At 51.2% G+C, this 14,408-nt stretch carries 23 protein-coding genes; all 23 read left to right on the forward strand.

Going from position 1 to position 14,408, the window contains the following annotated elements:
- Positions 1-158 precede the first annotated feature (158 nt).
- The 23 genes from HV346_RS08770 to HV346_RS08880 all read left to right on the forward strand — a co-directional run bounded on the left by HV346_RS08770 (position 159) and on the right by HV346_RS08880 (position 14,392).
- The gene (locus HV346_RS08770; RefSeq protein WP_181623122.1) at positions 159-365 is read left to right on the forward strand and encodes a DUF4222 domain-containing protein; all 207 of its coding nucleotides are present in this window, start codon (positions 159-161) and stop codon (positions 363-365) included.
- Positions 328-1,254, forward strand: a complete 927-nt coding sequence (locus HV346_RS08775; protein ID WP_181623123.1) for a conserved phage C-terminal domain-containing protein — start codon at positions 328-330, stop codon at positions 1,252-1,254. The genes HV346_RS08770 and HV346_RS08775 overlap by 38 nt, the downstream gene beginning before the upstream one ends.
- Positions 1,251-1,745 (forward strand): hypothetical protein, encoded by a 495-nt coding sequence (locus HV346_RS08780; RefSeq protein ID WP_181623124.1) that lies wholly within the window; start codon positions 1,251-1,253, stop codon positions 1,743-1,745. The genes HV346_RS08775 and HV346_RS08780 overlap by 4 nt, the downstream gene beginning before the upstream one ends.
- Positions 1,745-2,404 carry an MT-A70 family methyltransferase gene (locus HV346_RS08785; protein ID WP_181623125.1) on the forward strand — a complete coding sequence of 220 codons (660 nt, stop codon included), beginning with the start codon at positions 1,745-1,747 and terminating at the stop codon, positions 2,402-2,404. The genes HV346_RS08780 and HV346_RS08785 overlap by 1 nt, the downstream gene beginning before the upstream one ends.
- The gene (locus HV346_RS08790) at positions 2,401-2,628 is read left to right on the forward strand and encodes a hypothetical protein (RefSeq protein ID WP_047716552.1); all 228 of its coding nucleotides are present in this window, start codon (positions 2,401-2,403) and stop codon (positions 2,626-2,628) included. The genes HV346_RS08785 and HV346_RS08790 overlap by 4 nt, the downstream gene beginning before the upstream one ends.
- A complete protein-coding gene (locus HV346_RS08795) occupies positions 2,625-3,014 on the forward strand; it encodes a RusA family crossover junction endodeoxyribonuclease (protein WP_045337005.1) in 390 nt (129 codons plus the stop codon). The genes HV346_RS08790 and HV346_RS08795 overlap by 4 nt, the downstream gene beginning before the upstream one ends.
- 24 nt (positions 3,015-3,038) lie before the next feature.
- Complete coding sequence (locus HV346_RS08800; RefSeq protein ID WP_346010422.1) at positions 3,039-3,755, forward strand: phage antirepressor KilAC domain-containing protein; 717 nt, start codon at positions 3,039-3,041, stop codon at positions 3,753-3,755.
- On the forward strand, positions 3,752-4,741 hold the full coding sequence (locus HV346_RS08805) for a DUF968 domain-containing protein (protein WP_181623126.1): 990 nt from the start codon (positions 3,752-3,754) through the stop codon (positions 4,739-4,741). Before HV346_RS08800 ends, HV346_RS08805 begins: the two co-directional genes overlap by 4 nt.
- A 13-nt stretch (positions 4,742-4,754) precedes the next feature.
- Complete coding sequence (locus HV346_RS08810) at positions 4,755-5,333, forward strand: DUF1133 family protein (protein WP_181623127.1); 579 nt, start codon at positions 4,755-4,757, stop codon at positions 5,331-5,333.
- A 101-nt stretch (positions 5,334-5,434) separates the two neighbouring features.
- Positions 5,435-6,124: a hypothetical protein gene (locus HV346_RS08815; RefSeq protein ID WP_181623128.1), complete on the forward strand. Its 690-nt coding sequence runs from the start codon at positions 5,435-5,437 to the stop codon at positions 6,122-6,124.
- A gap of 87 nt (positions 6,125-6,211) precedes the next feature.
- A complete protein-coding gene (locus HV346_RS08820; RefSeq protein ID WP_016063604.1) occupies positions 6,212-6,607 on the forward strand; it encodes a phage holin family protein in 396 nt (131 codons plus the stop codon).
- On the forward strand, positions 6,594-6,899 hold the full coding sequence (locus HV346_RS08825; RefSeq protein WP_181623129.1) for a phage holin family protein: 306 nt from the start codon (positions 6,594-6,596) through the stop codon (positions 6,897-6,899). The genes HV346_RS08820 and HV346_RS08825 overlap by 14 nt, the downstream gene beginning before the upstream one ends.
- Positions 6,877-7,419, forward strand: a complete 543-nt coding sequence (locus HV346_RS08830; protein ID WP_181623130.1) for a glycoside hydrolase family 108 protein — start codon at positions 6,877-6,879, stop codon at positions 7,417-7,419. The genes HV346_RS08825 and HV346_RS08830 overlap by 23 nt, the downstream gene beginning before the upstream one ends.
- Positions 7,416-7,691 (forward strand): hypothetical protein, encoded by a 276-nt coding sequence (locus HV346_RS08835; RefSeq protein WP_065102231.1) that lies wholly within the window; start codon positions 7,416-7,418, stop codon positions 7,689-7,691. Before HV346_RS08830 ends, HV346_RS08835 begins: the two co-directional genes overlap by 4 nt.
- Positions 7,642-7,842 carry a hypothetical protein gene (locus tag HV346_RS08840; RefSeq protein WP_181623730.1) on the forward strand — a complete coding sequence of 67 codons (201 nt, stop codon included), beginning with the start codon at positions 7,642-7,644 and terminating at the stop codon, positions 7,840-7,842. Before HV346_RS08835 ends, HV346_RS08840 begins: the two co-directional genes overlap by 50 nt.
- Positions 7,843-7,912: 70 nt before the next feature.
- A complete protein-coding gene (locus HV346_RS08845; RefSeq protein ID WP_181623131.1) occupies positions 7,913-8,416 on the forward strand; it encodes a hypothetical protein in 504 nt (167 codons plus the stop codon).
- Positions 8,417-8,494: 78 nt separating this feature from the next.
- On the forward strand, positions 8,495-8,845 hold the full coding sequence (locus HV346_RS08850) for an HNH endonuclease signature motif containing protein (RefSeq protein WP_181623132.1): 351 nt from the start codon (positions 8,495-8,497) through the stop codon (positions 8,843-8,845).
- Positions 8,846-8,968: 123 nt separating this feature from the next.
- A complete protein-coding gene (locus tag HV346_RS08855; RefSeq protein ID WP_181623133.1) occupies positions 8,969-9,466 on the forward strand; it encodes a phage terminase small subunit P27 family in 498 nt (165 codons plus the stop codon).
- Positions 9,463-11,196 carry a terminase large subunit gene (locus HV346_RS08860; protein ID WP_181623134.1) on the forward strand — a complete coding sequence of 578 codons (1,734 nt, stop codon included), beginning with the start codon at positions 9,463-9,465 and terminating at the stop codon, positions 11,194-11,196. The genes HV346_RS08855 and HV346_RS08860 overlap by 4 nt, the downstream gene beginning before the upstream one ends.
- Complete coding sequence (locus HV346_RS08865; protein WP_181623135.1) at positions 11,193-11,354, forward strand: hypothetical protein; 162 nt, start codon at positions 11,193-11,195, stop codon at positions 11,352-11,354. The genes HV346_RS08860 and HV346_RS08865 overlap by 4 nt, the downstream gene beginning before the upstream one ends.
- On the forward strand, positions 11,344-12,570 hold the full coding sequence (locus HV346_RS08870) for a phage portal protein (protein ID WP_181623136.1): 1,227 nt from the start codon (positions 11,344-11,346) through the stop codon (positions 12,568-12,570). The genes HV346_RS08865 and HV346_RS08870 overlap by 11 nt, the downstream gene beginning before the upstream one ends.
- Positions 12,563-13,162 carry an HK97 family phage prohead protease gene (locus HV346_RS08875; protein WP_181623137.1) on the forward strand — a complete coding sequence of 200 codons (600 nt, stop codon included), beginning with the start codon at positions 12,563-12,565 and terminating at the stop codon, positions 13,160-13,162. Before HV346_RS08870 ends, HV346_RS08875 begins: the two co-directional genes overlap by 8 nt.
- Positions 13,163-13,171: 9 nt before the next feature.
- Positions 13,172-14,392: a phage major capsid protein gene (locus HV346_RS08880; RefSeq protein ID WP_181623138.1), complete on the forward strand. Its 1,221-nt coding sequence runs from the start codon at positions 13,172-13,174 to the stop codon at positions 14,390-14,392.
- Positions 14,393-14,408: the final 16 nt, after the last annotated feature.

A 14,408-nucleotide genomic window follows, 5' to 3' on the forward strand; every position in this document is an offset into this window, starting at 1 on the left:
TTAACGGTAAACAACCGTCTTCCGCAACTACGGGGAATTCCCGTATATGGGACCTCGTCGTTTCGGTATGAGCGCATGGTATCAGGCCGCTGGGTTCCGTGTAACCACAGTAGAGCGCTGGCAATTGTGGGTGTATGGCGTCGTAAAGGGAAATCGTTATGCGAGAACTTAACCGGCGATTCAAAGACCACAGAGGTATCACCGTCCACGTCATCAGATGGGAGCCACAGACTCGACGCGTTATATACCTTCGCGAAGGGTACGATCATGAGTGCTTCAGCCCTCTTGAGCAATTCCAGCGCAAGTTTACAGAGTTAAAGGACTGCCATGAGCCTGTTAATGCCATCCCGGCCGATAGTGATTAACCCTGACCTTGCATACAGCATTGGCCTGAACGAGGCTATTGCGTTGCAGCAGGTGAACTACTGGCTGAAAGAAACCACCTCCGGACTGGAGCGTGACGGCGTGCGCTGGATTTACAACACCAACGAGCAGTGGCTGGAGCAGTTCCCGTTCTGGTCTGAGTCTACGCTGAAGCGCACATTCACCCGCCTGAAGAACCTCGGCGTGCTCAAAGTTGAGCAGCTGAACAAGTCTCAGCGCGACATGACGAACTACTACACGATCAACTACGAAAGCGAGCTTTTAGATGAGGTCAAAGTGACCAAATCGAAGAGTTCAAAATGCACTCTTCCATCAGGTCAAAATGAACCGATGGAAGAGGTCAAAGTGGAACTCTCCATCGGGTCAAAACGAGCCGATGTCATCAGGTCAAATTGCACCGATGTTCTTACAGAGAATACAACAGAGAATACTACAGATATTAAAACCCCTTCTTGTCCGGTTGCCTCGCAACCAGACCGTGATGTGCTGATCACCGATCAGGCTAAACAGGTTTTGGTTCACCTGAATCAGGTGACTAACTCCCGGTATCAGGTTTCAACCACCTCGCTACAAAACATCCGCGCCCGCATTGGTGAAGGGTTCACCGTGGAAGAGCTTACGCTGGTGGTGGACTACTGCAACGCGAAGTGGGGCAATGACCTGAAGATGTCCGATTACCTCAGGCCACAGACGTTGTTCCAGCCGTCCAAGTTCCCTGGCTACCTGAAATCTGCGAACAACTGGGCCAAAGCTGGCCGACCAGCCCGTGTTAACGGTGAGTGGGCCCGCGAAGATGGCGTATTCCGTTCCAGCTTCCAGAACACTGACTACAGCAAAGTCCCCAACGGTTTCAGAGGAGCGAACTCATGAGCTTTCTCAAAACAATCCAGATGTTCGTTGCCAATAACCCTGGACTGACGAACAAGCAGATCGCCGCAGCACTCCCGGAGTACGCATTGCACAGTGTTCAGCGTGCGGTATGCCGCCTGGTCATGCTTAACCGCGCTGAGCGCAAAAGTGTGCGTCCTAACTTCCGTTACTACGCAAAAGCTCCGACAGGACCTATTGGGCCGATCATCCCACGCGCACCGATCGAAAAAGCTGAAGTAATTCCTGAGCCAAAACAGGAAACAGCACCAAACCAGGCTGTCATTGCGATGATGGACAAGGCTAAAGAGTTATCTGACAAGGGGCTTTATCTGCGTGCTGCGACCGTTCTGATGGAGGCATTCAATCGCTCAAAGAACGAAACCATGCGAGCCAAAATTCTCAAAGAGCGTAAGCGCTGCCTGAGCATGGCGCCGAGGGTTAAAACCACCGGCGATGGCTGGTGTCTGGCTGGCAGAGCGAGGAACGTCTGATGAAATACTCTCTGATTTACGCTGACCCAGCCTGGGAATACGGCAACACCGTCAGCAACGGCGCGGCTACAAATCACTACGGCACAATGAAGCTGATCGACATGAAGCGTCTTCCAGTGTGGGACCTTGCTGCCGATGATGCTGTTCTGGCCATGTGGTTCACCGGCACGCATACCCGCGAGGCAATCGAACTGGCTGAGGCGTGGGGCTTTAAGGTCCGCACGATGAAGGGCTTCACCTGGGTTAAGTTCAACCAGCTGGCTGAGCAGCACATCAACAAAGCGCTTCAGGCTGGTGGAGTGGAGGACTTTTACGACTTTCTCAACCTTTTAAACGCGCAGACGCGCATGAACGGCGGCAACTACACCCGAGCCAATACCGAGGACATACTGATCGCCACCAGGGGGAATGGACTGGAACGCCAGTGCGCCAGCATCAAACAAGTTATCTACAGCCCACTCGGTGAGCACAGCAAAAAGCCAGCAGAGGCGCGCTTCCGTCTGGAGAAGCTTTACGGTGACGTTCCGCGCATTGAACTCTTCAGCCGCTGTGGTGCGCCTGGCTGGGACCACTGGGGTAATCAGGCCGAGTCAGCTGCAGTCGAGTTGATTCCCGGTGTTGCTGTTCCGGTCACAAATAATCGGGAGCATGCAGCATGAAGAAGCTATCAACCGAGCAGGAGAATGCGGTGCGTGACGTTGCCCGTCAATGCTCTGATGCCATTAAGAAAGCACTGAAGAAGAAGCCGAAGCCAAGCTGGAACGTCGTTGTACCTCCGATCCTGAAGGAGTACCACGAGAAGGTAAAACCGATGGGCGTAAGCCTAGTGATGTTCAATAGCGTAATTGGGCGCCTAAACGGGCGATATGGAGTTGATTCATGAGACTGATTCTCCCGTTTCCCCCGAGCGTAAACACCTACTGGCGAGCCCCTAACAAGGGGCCGTTAAAAGGCCGCCATCTTATCAGTGAGAAAGGCAGGGCATATCAGAGTGCGGCATGCGCAGCGATTATTGAGCAACTGCGTTGCCTTCCAAAACCATCATCATCACCAGCTGCGGTGGAGATCCTTCTCTTTCCGCCAGATGCACGCCGCCGCGACATCGATAATTACAACAAGGCTCTGTTTGACGCGCTTACGCACGCTGGCATCTGGGAGGATGACAGCCAGGTGCAGAGAATGCTGGTGGAGTGGGGCCCGAAAGTACCCGGTGGACGAGTAGAGATATCGATCAAGAAACATGAACCTCTGGCGGGTGCAGCCGCCTGAAAAGTGGAGAAGAGCATGAATCAGATGAATATCACCGTAATGTGTCCGAGCCACCACGCCGGAGCGATGGGGCAGCAAATAACGATGTCCAGCCGTGAGATTGCAAAGCTGGTCGACTCACGCCACAGCAACGTATGTGTGACCATCGAGCGCCTCATGAATTCTGGCGTAATTGGGGGGTATGCTGCATTGCAGTACACCCACCCTCAGAACCAGCAGGTTTACCACTACTACGAAGTTAACAAGCGAGACAGCTATGTGATCGTCGCGCAGTTGTGCCCGGAGTTTACCGCCCGTCTGGTTGACCGCTGGCAGGAACTGGAGAGCGGGGCCGGGATGGTGGTACCGCAAACACTTCCTGAAGCACTTCGCCTCGCTGCCGATCTTGCCGAACAGAAGCAACGCCTGAGTGAAGAACTGGCCATAGCAGCGCCTAAGGCTGAATTTGTTGATCGCTACGTCAAAGCCACTGGCTCAATGACGTTCCGGCAGGTTGCTAAACTCCTGAACGCCAAAGAACCAGAGTTCGCGATGTTCCTCATTGAGAACGGCATCATGTACCGGTTAAACCGTGTGCTTACACCAAAGAGCAAGCACATCGAAGCAGGGCGCTTCGAAGTTAAGACAGGGACCACCAACCAGACTAACTACGCATTCAATCAGTCCCGCTTTACTGCAAAGGGCGTGCGCTGGATTGGCGGCCTGTGGGCTGAACATATTGCTAAGGGGCAAATTGCGTGAGAGCCATACTGACACCTGAAGTTGCGCCTATGTCCGGGGTAGTTCTGTTCCGCCCTGGAAACGAACTGCTGTGGCTGTTTCGTCGTGGCCGGGTGGTGATTGAAACTCCTTCGGAAGCCATCCAGCATCTGCCATCTGGGCTGATTCCTGAAGCTCACCAGCCACTGAAAGATGATGTAAGTATGCAGGAACTTTTCCTGAACGAGCGGGTTATTCAGCGTGCTGGTGGACTGAGTGGCCTTGATGCCTGGCTGGAACGTAAATTCGAATGTCAGTGGCCGCACAACGAATGGCACTCAAAGGACTTCACACTGCTACGCCACGCCCCCGGCAGTATTCGACTGTGCTGGGGATGCGATAACCAGTTGCGTGAACAAACCACTGAAAGACTGGCAGGAATTGCCATGCAGAACCTGGTAAAATGGCTGCAGGAAAGGGTGAATATCATGCTGGGTTTCAGCGCTGACCACACCCTGACGTTGCCGGAGTTTTGCTGGTGGATGGTACGTAACGATCTGGCTGACCTGATTCCTGAATCAGTGGCTAACCAGGCGCTACGGATTAAGCCTGAATCGCACACCTCAGTGATGCGGGAAAGCGATATTGTTCCGTCATTACCGGCAACTGAAATCCTCCAGGAGAAAGTTAAGAAGATAGTCTCGGTGAAGGTCGATCCTGAATCACCTGAATCTTTCATGTTGAGGCCAAAGCGCCGCCGCTGGGAGAACGAGAAGTACACCCGTTGGGTGAAGTCGCAGCAGTGCAGTTGCTGCAATAACCCGGCAGACGACCCCCACCACCTGATAGGCCACGGGCAGGGCGGAATGGGTACCAAAGCGCATGACCTGTTCGTGATACCGCTGTGCAGAGCGCATCACGACGAGTTGCACGCTGATCCTGTGGCATTTGAAGCGAAGCACGGCGACCAGTTAACGCTGTTGTTTCGGTTTTTAGATCGTGCGCTGGCAATAGGCGCACTGGCGTAAGTGGAGACGCAACATGATCAATCCTTCAGAAGTTGGCAAATCCGGCGAGATGGTTCGCCTTCGCACTCTCGAAAGCATCTGGGTACAGGGCAAGCTCCGCATGTGGGGCCGCTGGTCATACATCGGTGGTGGTTCAGGCGGAAACATGTTCAACCAGCTGCTGGCATCCGGGAAAATCACCAAGACCGCAATCAACGATGCGTTGCGCCGAATGAAGAAATCCGGCATCACTAAACCTGAGCTGGAAGCTTACCTGCGCGAAATCTTAGACAGCAAAAACAAAACAGGACTCGCTTTCTGCTCAGACGAAGAAGGCCTTAAGGTGGATGGTGTTATTGCTTCGGTTCTGATGAATGATGAATACCGTGGTTTATATGGCGTAATAGTTGACCGTCACCGGCTGCGTAAGAGCAAACTGCAGATGGCCAACGAGCTTAATTCAAAACACCCTGACTGGACCCTAATCACATGCCGCCGACGCATTGACACATGGGTAAGTTTGGCAGAATCGATCCTGTACGCTCCACTTTGTGATGCGTTTGGCACAAATGGCGACAGATTTAAGTTGCAGAGTGAGCAAGAAAGTGCTTAAATTGTGATAAGCTCGGGACGTTAAAACGAACTGAGCAACAAATAAATGAAACCCGCCAACAGTGCGGGTTTTTTGTTATGATGCCTCAAAAAGGAGGCGTTATGGCTTGGCAAGGTATTCCGTTCCCGCTCAATGGTTCTTTAGGGTTATTAATTGAAAAAATACCCCATCTTAATGTGACAACTAATTCTGGTTTTGGCTGGGATACTATTACAGCGAGTGTGGCAGGTGCTATCATCGCTTCAGCTATACCTGCGGCAATTGCTTGGTGGTCAATTAAAAACAATAATAGAACCATGCGCGAAGACAGGGATAAACAGTTTAAAGATTTTGAAGAAAGTCGAAAGACACAAATCACAATTGCTGAGGAAGGGCGTAAAGCTCAAGTAATTTCAGCTAATAGATTAGTTTGGATAAAAGATCTGCGAGAGGCTTCTGCCGAATTCGTCTCTACAGTTTATGAAAATATTGTTCTGAGTCAGCGACTTGTTTACGAAGTGCACGCGAAAACTTCAGGGCAACAGTTAACTTCAACGAAAAACGCTTTAAATGATTCATTTATTAAACTAGTACTTCAGTCAACTCGGATAAGAATGATGTTGAACCCGAGTAGAAAGGACCACGACAAGATAGTTGAAATAATGTCAGAACTTAAGACTCATTCTGAACATATGATTAAAACGTCAACGGAAATGGATTCAGTAAAAGTAAATGAAAATCTGAATAAATTCGTTTTAGCAATGCAGTTACTCTTAAAAGAGGACTGGGAAAAAGCCAAACAAAATCTTTAATCAACAATACTTTATCGAGGCTGCCTATTGGCAGCCTTTTTTATTCCCCTCGTTCTGAGAGGAGTCACGGCAATAAGAGGGGGCTAAATGTCCGATCCTGTTTCTGGCACTACGGTAGCGGCTGGTGGTCTGATGGGGGCCAGCATGTTTGGCCTGGCAACCGGCATAGACTACGGTGTGGTGTTCGGCGCATTCGCTGGTGCGGTGTTCTACGTCGCTACAGCGGTAAACATCAGTCGACTTAAGCTGGTGGGCTACTTCATCACATCATTCATCTTCGGTGTTATCGGTGCGCCTCTGCTTGGTTCGTACTTCTCAAAGTGGACGGGCTACAGCGACAGGCCGCTTGATGCGCTGGGTGCGGTAATCGTTGCTGCGGTGGCGATCAAGCTGCTGACGTTCGTCAACAGTCAGGATTTGGGCAGCCTGTTTGGAATTCTCTCTCGCTTACGTGGAGGAGGGGCCAGCAATGGTAACAAGTGATCCGAGTGCAATGGCAAACGCTCTTATCTGTGGAGTCATTGTCGTTGCCCTGATGTTCTACCAGCGCGGCGGGGCGAGACATCGCCCTCTGGTATCGCTGATGGCTTATTTCACGGTGCTGGTATACGCCAGCGTCCCTTTTCGTTACCTGTTCGGCCTGTACCATGAATCACACTGGTTCGTGGTGCTGGTGAACGTCCTGATATGCGCCGCCGTTCTCTGGGCTCGTGGAAACGTAGCACGCATCATTGACGTCCTGAGGCATTCACATGACCAAAGACGAAATTTTTAATGCCATCCTCGGTAAAGAGGGCGGCTACGTTAATCACCCTGACGATAAGGGCGGTCCAACTAACTGGGGGATCACACAAGCGGTAGCTCGCGCCCACGGATTCACCGGGGATATGCGAAACCTGACCCGCCAGCAGGCGCTGGATATCCTGACGGCTGACTACTGGACAGGGCCACGCTTTGATCTTGTTTATGAGGTATCACCAGCCATCGCCGCAGAACTGTGCGATACCGGCGTTAACATGGGCCCATCGGTGCAGACCAAATGGTTCCAGCGCTGGCTGAACGTGTTCAACATTCAGGGCACGCTCTATCCCGATCTTATTGCAGATGGTTTTATCGGCCCGCGAACGATCAGCGCGTTAAAAAGCTATCTTACCCGGCGCGGAAAAGAGGGCGAGTTGGTTATGCTCCGGGCCCTGAATTGCAGCCAGGGTCAGCGTTATCTCGAACTGGCAGAACAGCGCAGCGCGAACGAGGCGTTTGTTTATGGCTGGGTAAAGGAACGGGTGGTTATATGACGCTTGAGATGATCACCGGACTCGTTGTAGCAGTATTTGCTGCTATCGCTGCCGCGTTTGGCTTGGGTCATTCACGCGGAACCAGCAAAGCGGAAGCGAAAGCAGACCAGCAGCGCACTGAAGAAAAGGCCGCAGCCACTGAAGCAGTAGCCGAACGCCGGGTAGAAGCAACGAAAGAGGCCAGCAATGTACAGCAGACTGTTAACCGCATGCCTGATGACGATGTTGATCGCGAGCTGCGTGACACGTGGAAGCGTCCCGGTGGTGGTTGATACCGCGTGTGACTGGGTAAAGCCAATCTACCTGACTGATCACGACATCGATGTTATGGACCGCCAGACGAAGAAAGACATCTTGGCGCATAACAAAGCGTGGCTGGCAAACTGCCAGCATCCAACTTCCGTCACCCTGCCAAAAGGATAGTCATTAAAGAAAGTATTCACTGATCGCCTTTGATAATGCATGATATGGTCATTTATAAGGTGAGGTGACTATGACTATTAGCGATATAATGGCTTTATTAGGTTTATTAGTGGGCGTTGTGGCAGCGTTTTTTGCATGGAAAGCATATTCAGTTTCGAAAGAACTATCTTTTCCTGCAAAGAAGGCCCACACGAATGCATGTTACCTAAAGCCTTTGTCGAAGAATGCTGAAGATTTTAGAAGGTTTTTGGAAGAAAATAATTTCAAAAAAATATACTTAAACATTCAATTTGATAGTGATGATTGCGAATATGCTGAGTGTGATGGGGAAAGTAAATTTAATGTCACTGCGACTCTTACTTTCTGGGTTGATAATTTCACTCCCTTAAAGGAAGGCGAGGTTCTTAATAGTTTTAATTCTTCCTCTCTTTTAATTCAAGTTAGCGGAGCACATGAAAGGCACCTCTATTGGCATAAAGGGGGATATCGTCTTCAGGGCTACTTTGCATTAGAAGGTTATGGTGTGCAGCAGGGCCACTCAGGCTGCCTATTAAGGCCATTACCTATTACCTAAATTATTGTAATTAGCAAATAGTCATCTAACCATCTGAAGCCACAAGCATATGCTAGTGGCTTTTTTATTGGGATCAAAATGCCACCACGAACGCCAAAAGCCTGCCGTGTTCGCGGCTGCCGCTCCACCACTACAGACCCATCCGGTTACTGTGAAAAACATAAAGGCGAAGGATGGAAATCCTATAAACCGGGTCAATCCCGTCAAAAGCGTGGATATGGGGCGAAGTGGGAAGCCATACGCGTCCGCATACTGAAGCGCGATAAAGTTCTTTGCCAGAACCATCTACGTCAGGGGATTGTGAAGCAGGCTTCGTGTGTTGACCACATCAAGGCGAAGGCTCACGGCGGTACCGATGAAGACAGCAACCTTGAAAGCCTGTGTTGGTCGTGTCATGCGGCGAAAACCGCGCGCGAGCGGCTCAAGTGAGAATAAGTGTCATCATAAGCTAGGGGGGGAGGTCAAATCTCTGTAGCCCCTTGCCTTCCGGACTGCCCGCCTCCTCGAATTTTTTTACCCGCAAAAAATCAAATTTAACCAGGAGTGTCGCTTATGGCTGGAACGGCGGGGCGTTCCGGGCGTCGCCCCAAGCCTACGGCGCGCAAGGAACTGGCTGGAAACCCCGGCAAGCGAGCCCTGAATAAAGAAGAACCAGTTTTCACACCAATTAAGGGTGTAACAGTGCCGGAGTGGTTTTCTGAAGATGACGGTATGCCCCTGGCAACAATCATGTGGGAACTGACAACGAAAGAGTTATGTGGTCAGGGGCTTTTATGTGTTACCGATCTCGCGGTACTTGAGCGCTGGTGTGTGGCGTATGAATTCTGGCGTCGTGCTGTTAAAAACATCGCCAGAGATGGGCTCTCAATTGTTGGTGCAATGGGCGGAAAAATTAAGAATCCCGAACTCACCGCCAAGAAAGAACAGGAATCGGAGATGAGTTCTACCGGTTCAATGCTGGGTCTTGATCCCAGCAGCCGCCAGCGTTTGATCGGTCTCGCCGGGCAGAAGAAAACCTCCAACCCATTCCTGAAGATGATTAACTCATGAGCCGGAAATCGTACCCCAACGTTAACGCCGCGAATCAGTATGCCCGCAACGTTGTGCGGGGAAAAATTACGGCGTGTCAGTATGTCATTCAGGCCTGCCAGCGTCACATTGACGATATGGCGCAGGAGAAGAGCAGAAAATTCCGGTATCGCTTCGACAAGGATATGGCGGAAAAGGCTGCGAAATTTATTCAATTGCTGCCACATACAAAGGGTGAGTGGGCATTCAAACGGATGCCGATCACCCTGGAGCCGTGGCAACTGTTCATTGTCTGTTGCTCATTTGGCTGGGTGCAGAAAGGTACTAAGCTGCGACGGTTCCGTGAGGTCTATACGGAAATACCGCGTAAGAACGGGAAGTCAGCGATCTCTGCTGGTGTGGCTTTGTATTGCTTCACCTGCGATAACGAATTCGGCGCGGAAGTTTATTCCGGCGCGACAACTGAAAAACAGGCATGGGAGGTTTTCAGACCCGCTCGCCTGATGTGCAAGCGTACGCCACTGCTGGTGGAGGCTTTCGGTATTGAAGTAAACGCTTCAAACCTTAACCGCCCGGAAGATGGTGCGCGTTTTGAGCCATTGATTGGCAACCCAGGTGACGGGGCATCCCCTCACTGTGCCATCGTCGATGAATACCATGAGCACCCCACGGATTCACTTTACACAACCATGCTCACAGGCATGGGGGCTCGTCGCCAGCCGCTGATGTGGGCCATCACTACAGCAGGCTACAACATTGAAGGACCATGCTACGACAAACGCCGTGAAGTGATTGAAATGCTCAACGCTTCTGTTCCAAACGAAGAGTTGTTTGGTGTTATTTACACAGTGGATGAAGGCGACGACTGGACAGATCCGAAGGTGCTGGAGAAGGCCAACCCCAACATGGGGGTCTCGGTATACCGTGATTTCCTTCTCAGCCAGCAACAGCGAGCGATAAACAACGCTCGTCAGGCTGGTGTGTTTAAAACGAAACATCTCAACATCTGGGTTGCTGCAAGAGCCGCGTTCTTTAACCTGGTATCCTGGCAGAACTGCGAGGATAAAACGCTGACGCTGGAACAGTTTGAGGGGCAGCCGTGCGTGCTTGCATTTGACCTGGCTCGCAAACTGGACATGAACAGCATGCCTCGTCTGTTCACAAGGGAAATCGACGGGAAAATACATTACTACTGCATTGCTCCGCGTTTCTGGGTTCCTTACGACACGGTCTACAGCGTAGACAGAAACGAGGATCGGCGCACAGCTGAGCGTTTCCAGAAATGGGTTGAGATGGGTTTGCTGACGGTAACGGATGGGGCAGAGGTTGATTATCGCTATATCCTCGAAGAGGCTAAAGCGGCAAACAAATTAAACCCGGTAAGTGAGTCACCGATCGATCCATTTGGCGCTACAGGTCTTTCCCATGACCTTGCTGATGAGGGACTAAACCCCATCACCATTGTTCAGAACTACACCAACATGTCTGACCCGATGAAAGAGCTGGAGGCAGCAATTGAGTCGGGACGATTTCATCACGATGGAAACCCGATCATGAACTGGTGTATCAGCAATGTTGTCGGTAAATACCTTCCGGGTAACGACGATGTGGTTAAACCTATCAAAGAGCAGAACGAAAACAAGATCGACGGCGCTGTTGCGCTGATTATGGCAATCGGGCGGGCAATGCTTAAAGAGCCTGGCGATTTCCTTTCATCTCTTGATCCGGACGATGACCTCTTAATTCTATGAAATCACTTATCACTGATGTAATCGGGCTAACCGGTTACGGCCTGCTCACGTCTGGGTTTTACCTGCAGTTTGGCCTGGCCCCGGCTCTGATGTTCTCCGGTGGACTACTGCTGGTGGCCGCACTGGCTATTGCCAGAAGGGGGAAACGTGCTGCTTGATGCTTTATTTCGAAGCGAATCACTTGAGAATCCTGCCACACCAGTAACAGGTGATGCGGTTGATACCGATGGCTTGTTCAGGGCTGATGTTTATGTCAGTCCTGAAACCGCGATGAAACTGGCGGCAGTTTACGCCTGTATCTATGTTCTTTCTTCAAATCTCGCTCAGATGCCATTGCATGTTATGCGTAAGCATAATGGCAAAGTTGAACCTGCACGGGATCACCCTGCTTTTTACCTGGTACATGATGAGCCGAACACCTGGCAGACCAGCTATAAATGGCGCGAGTTAAAGCAGCGCCATATCCTCGGCTGGGGAAACGGGTATACGCGGATCAAGCGTAGCCGTCGTGGTGAGGTGCTCTCACTTGATTGCTGTATGCCGTGGGAAACAACCCTGTTAAAAACAGGCGGTCGTTATACCTATGGTCTTTACAACGAAGAGGGTGCGTTCGCAATAAGCCCTGATGACATGATCCACATCCGCGCGCTGGGTAATAACCAGAAAATGGGGTTAAGCCCGGTGATGCAACATGCCGAAACGATTGGTATGGGCATGAGTGGGCAGAAGTATACCGAGAGCTTTTTCAGTGGTAACGCCAGGCCAGCCGGGATCGTTACTGTAAAGAGTGGGCTCAATAAAGAAAGCTGGGGCTGGCTGAAGGAGCAATGGAAGAAAGCGGCTCAGGCGCTGCGCAGCCAGGAAAATAAAACCATGCTGTTGCCCGCAGACCTCGATTATAAAGCGCTGACCGTGTCACCGATCGATGCGCAGGTCATCGACATGTCAAAACTCAACCGATCAATGATTGCCGGGATTTTCAACGTGCCCGCGCACATGATTAATGACCTCGAAAAAGCCACCTTCAGCAACATTACACAGCAGGCGATCCAGTTCGTACGCTACTCAATGATGCCCTGGGTGACGAACTGGGAGCAGGAACTTAACCGCCGCCTGTTTACCCGTGCGGAACTGGCCGCAGGCTATTACGTCCGTTTCAACCTGACGGGATTGCTTCGCGGCACACCGCAGGAACGGGCACAGTTCTATCACTTTGCTATTACTGATGGCTGGATGAGTCGCAATGAAGCCCGCGCTTTCGAAGATATGAATCCCGTTGATGGACTGGATGAAATGCTTGTCAGCGTTAATGCCGCTAATCCTGCTGCTGATTTTAAGCAAACCAAAACCGAAGAGGAAAAAACCGATGAGTGAACGCGAGATTCGCTGTTACAGCGGTGAAGTCCGTGCCGATCAGCAGGGGGATCAGCCCACGCGCATTATCGGTTATGGGTCGGTATTTAACAGCCGATCAGAACCGCTATGGGGATTTCGGGAAATCATTAAACCCGGTGCGTTTGATGATGTGCTTGGTGACGATATCCGGGGCCTGTTTAACCATGACCCCAATTTTATTCTTGGCCGGAGTAGCTCAGGAACACTGAGTGTGAGTGTTGATGATAAAGGACTCCGCTATGACATCGCTGCCCCTGATACCCAGACCATTCGTGATCTCGTACTGGCCCCGATGATGCGTGGCGATATCAATCAGTCATCTTTCGCATTCCGGATCGCTCACGATGGCGAGAACTGGTATCAGGACGATGAAGGGATTGTTATTCGTGAAATTAACCGTTTTTCACGCCTCTTCGATGTCAGCCCGGTGACTTACCCGGCGTATCAGGAGGCAGATTCTGGCATCCGTTCCATGAAAGCCTGGCAGGAAGCGCGCGAAAGCGGTGCGCTAAAGAACGCCATTAACCAACGAATGGCGCGTGAGCGCCTGCTGACTCTTCTTAACGCGTAAGGAAAAAACATGAAATTGCATGAACTGAAGCAAAAACGTAACACCATCGCCACTGACATGCGTGCCCTGCACGAAAAGATTGGTGATGCCACCTGGACTGATGAGCAGCGCAACCAGTGGAATACTGCTAAATCAGAACTGGATGCACTCGATGAGCAGATTGGTCGCGTAGAAGAGCTTCGTCGCCTCGACCAAACCCATGTTGAAGAGCAGGAAGAAGGACATCGGCAGCAGCGTAACAGTTCTCCGGAAAATCAGAATGCAGAGCGTCGCGCTGTAGCGTTTGATAAGTTTCTGCGTAACGGTTTCAGCGAACTATCTTCTGAAGAACGTCAGGCACTCAAAGAATTACGTGCGCAGGGTACTTCACCCGATGCTAAAGGCGGTTACACAGTGCCAACGCAGATGCTGAATAAAATCGTCGACTCGATGAAAGCCTATGGCGGCATTGCCAGCGTTGCGCAGATCCTTAATACCTCTAATGGACAGGATATTACCTGGTCAACGTCTGACGGTACTGCGGAAGAAGGGGAGCTCCTGGGTGAAAATACCGAAACTACCGAAGAGGATGTGACCTTTGGTACTGCAATTCTCGGTGCTAAAAAGCTTTCTTCTAAAATCATCCGTGTCTCAAACGAGCTTCTGCAGGACAGTGGCGTGGATATTGAGGCATACCTTTCGGCTCGCATTGGTCAGCGTATCTCTCGTGGTGAAGCCCGATACCTGGTTCAGGGCTCTGGCGCAGGTGCACCTGTTCAGCCAAAAGGACTGGTTACATCGGTGACGGGTACGGTGAACACCGCTGCGGCGGCTGCATTCACCTGGCAGGAAATGAACAAACTGAAACATGCAATCGACCCGGCTTATCGCGGTGGTCCTAAATTCCGCTGGGCTTTCAACGATTCGACGTTACAGGTGATCGAGGAGATGGTTGATGGTCAGAACCGACCTTTGTGGTTGCCTGACGTTGCTGGTGGCACTCCTGCAACTATCCTGAATATTCCCTACGTTATCGACCAGGCTATCGACAGTGCCGCAGCGGGTAAAAAATTCGCTTTCCTGGGCGATTTTGACCGATTCATTATTCGCCGCCTTAACTATATGACGCTGAAGCGACTGGTCGAACGTTATGCTGAGTTTGATCAGACGGCGTTTCTGGCCTTCCACCGCTTTGACTGTGTTCTGGAAGATACTGCAGCGATTAAAGCGTTGGTGGGAAAACCAGCGTAATTCTTACCACTGTCAA

This window comes from Enterobacter sp. RHBSTW-00994, from assembly GCF_013782625.1.
GTDB lineage: Bacteria > Pseudomonadota > Gammaproteobacteria > Enterobacterales > Enterobacteriaceae > Enterobacter.

Coding starts and splice junctions, on each gene's coding strand:
- HV346_RS08770 (WP_181623122.1), top strand. CDS start 159: ATGCGAGAACTTAACCGGCGATTCAAAGACCACAGAGGTATCACCGTC.
- HV346_RS08775 (WP_181623123.1), top strand. CDS start 328: ATGAGCCTGTTAATGCCATCCCGGCCGATAGTGATTAACCCTGACCTT.
- HV346_RS08780 (WP_181623124.1), top strand. CDS start 1,251: ATGAGCTTTCTCAAAACAATCCAGATGTTCGTTGCCAATAACCCTGGA.
- HV346_RS08785 (WP_181623125.1), top strand. CDS start 1,745: ATGAAATACTCTCTGATTTACGCTGACCCAGCCTGGGAATACGGCAAC.
- HV346_RS08790 (WP_047716552.1), top strand. CDS start 2,401: ATGAAGAAGCTATCAACCGAGCAGGAGAATGCGGTGCGTGACGTTGCC.
- HV346_RS08795 (WP_045337005.1), top strand. CDS start 2,625: ATGAGACTGATTCTCCCGTTTCCCCCGAGCGTAAACACCTACTGGCGA.
- HV346_RS08800 (WP_346010422.1), top strand. CDS start 3,039: ATGAATATCACCGTAATGTGTCCGAGCCACCACGCCGGAGCGATGGGG.
- HV346_RS08810 (WP_181623127.1), top strand. CDS start 4,755: ATGATCAATCCTTCAGAAGTTGGCAAATCCGGCGAGATGGTTCGCCTT.
- HV346_RS08815 (WP_181623128.1), top strand. CDS start 5,435: ATGGCTTGGCAAGGTATTCCGTTCCCGCTCAATGGTTCTTTAGGGTTA.
- HV346_RS08820 (WP_016063604.1), top strand. CDS start 6,212: ATGTCCGATCCTGTTTCTGGCACTACGGTAGCGGCTGGTGGTCTGATG.
- HV346_RS08825 (WP_181623129.1), top strand. CDS start 6,594: ATGGTAACAAGTGATCCGAGTGCAATGGCAAACGCTCTTATCTGTGGA.
- HV346_RS08830 (WP_181623130.1), top strand. CDS start 6,877: ATGACCAAAGACGAAATTTTTAATGCCATCCTCGGTAAAGAGGGCGGC.
- HV346_RS08835 (WP_065102231.1), top strand. CDS start 7,416: ATGACGCTTGAGATGATCACCGGACTCGTTGTAGCAGTATTTGCTGCT.
- HV346_RS08840 (WP_181623730.1), top strand. CDS start 7,642: ATGTTGATCGCGAGCTGCGTGACACGTGGAAGCGTCCCGGTGGTGGTT.
- HV346_RS08845 (WP_181623131.1), top strand. CDS start 7,913: ATGACTATTAGCGATATAATGGCTTTATTAGGTTTATTAGTGGGCGTT.
- HV346_RS08850 (WP_181623132.1), top strand. CDS start 8,495: ATGCCACCACGAACGCCAAAAGCCTGCCGTGTTCGCGGCTGCCGCTCC.
- HV346_RS08855 (WP_181623133.1), top strand. CDS start 8,969: ATGGCTGGAACGGCGGGGCGTTCCGGGCGTCGCCCCAAGCCTACGGCG.
- HV346_RS08860 (WP_181623134.1), top strand. CDS start 9,463: ATGAGCCGGAAATCGTACCCCAACGTTAACGCCGCGAATCAGTATGCC.
- HV346_RS08865 (WP_181623135.1), top strand. CDS start 11,193: ATGAAATCACTTATCACTGATGTAATCGGGCTAACCGGTTACGGCCTG.
- HV346_RS08875 (WP_181623137.1), top strand. CDS start 12,563: ATGAGTGAACGCGAGATTCGCTGTTACAGCGGTGAAGTCCGTGCCGAT.
- HV346_RS08880 (WP_181623138.1), top strand. CDS start 13,172: ATGAAATTGCATGAACTGAAGCAAAAACGTAACACCATCGCCACTGAC.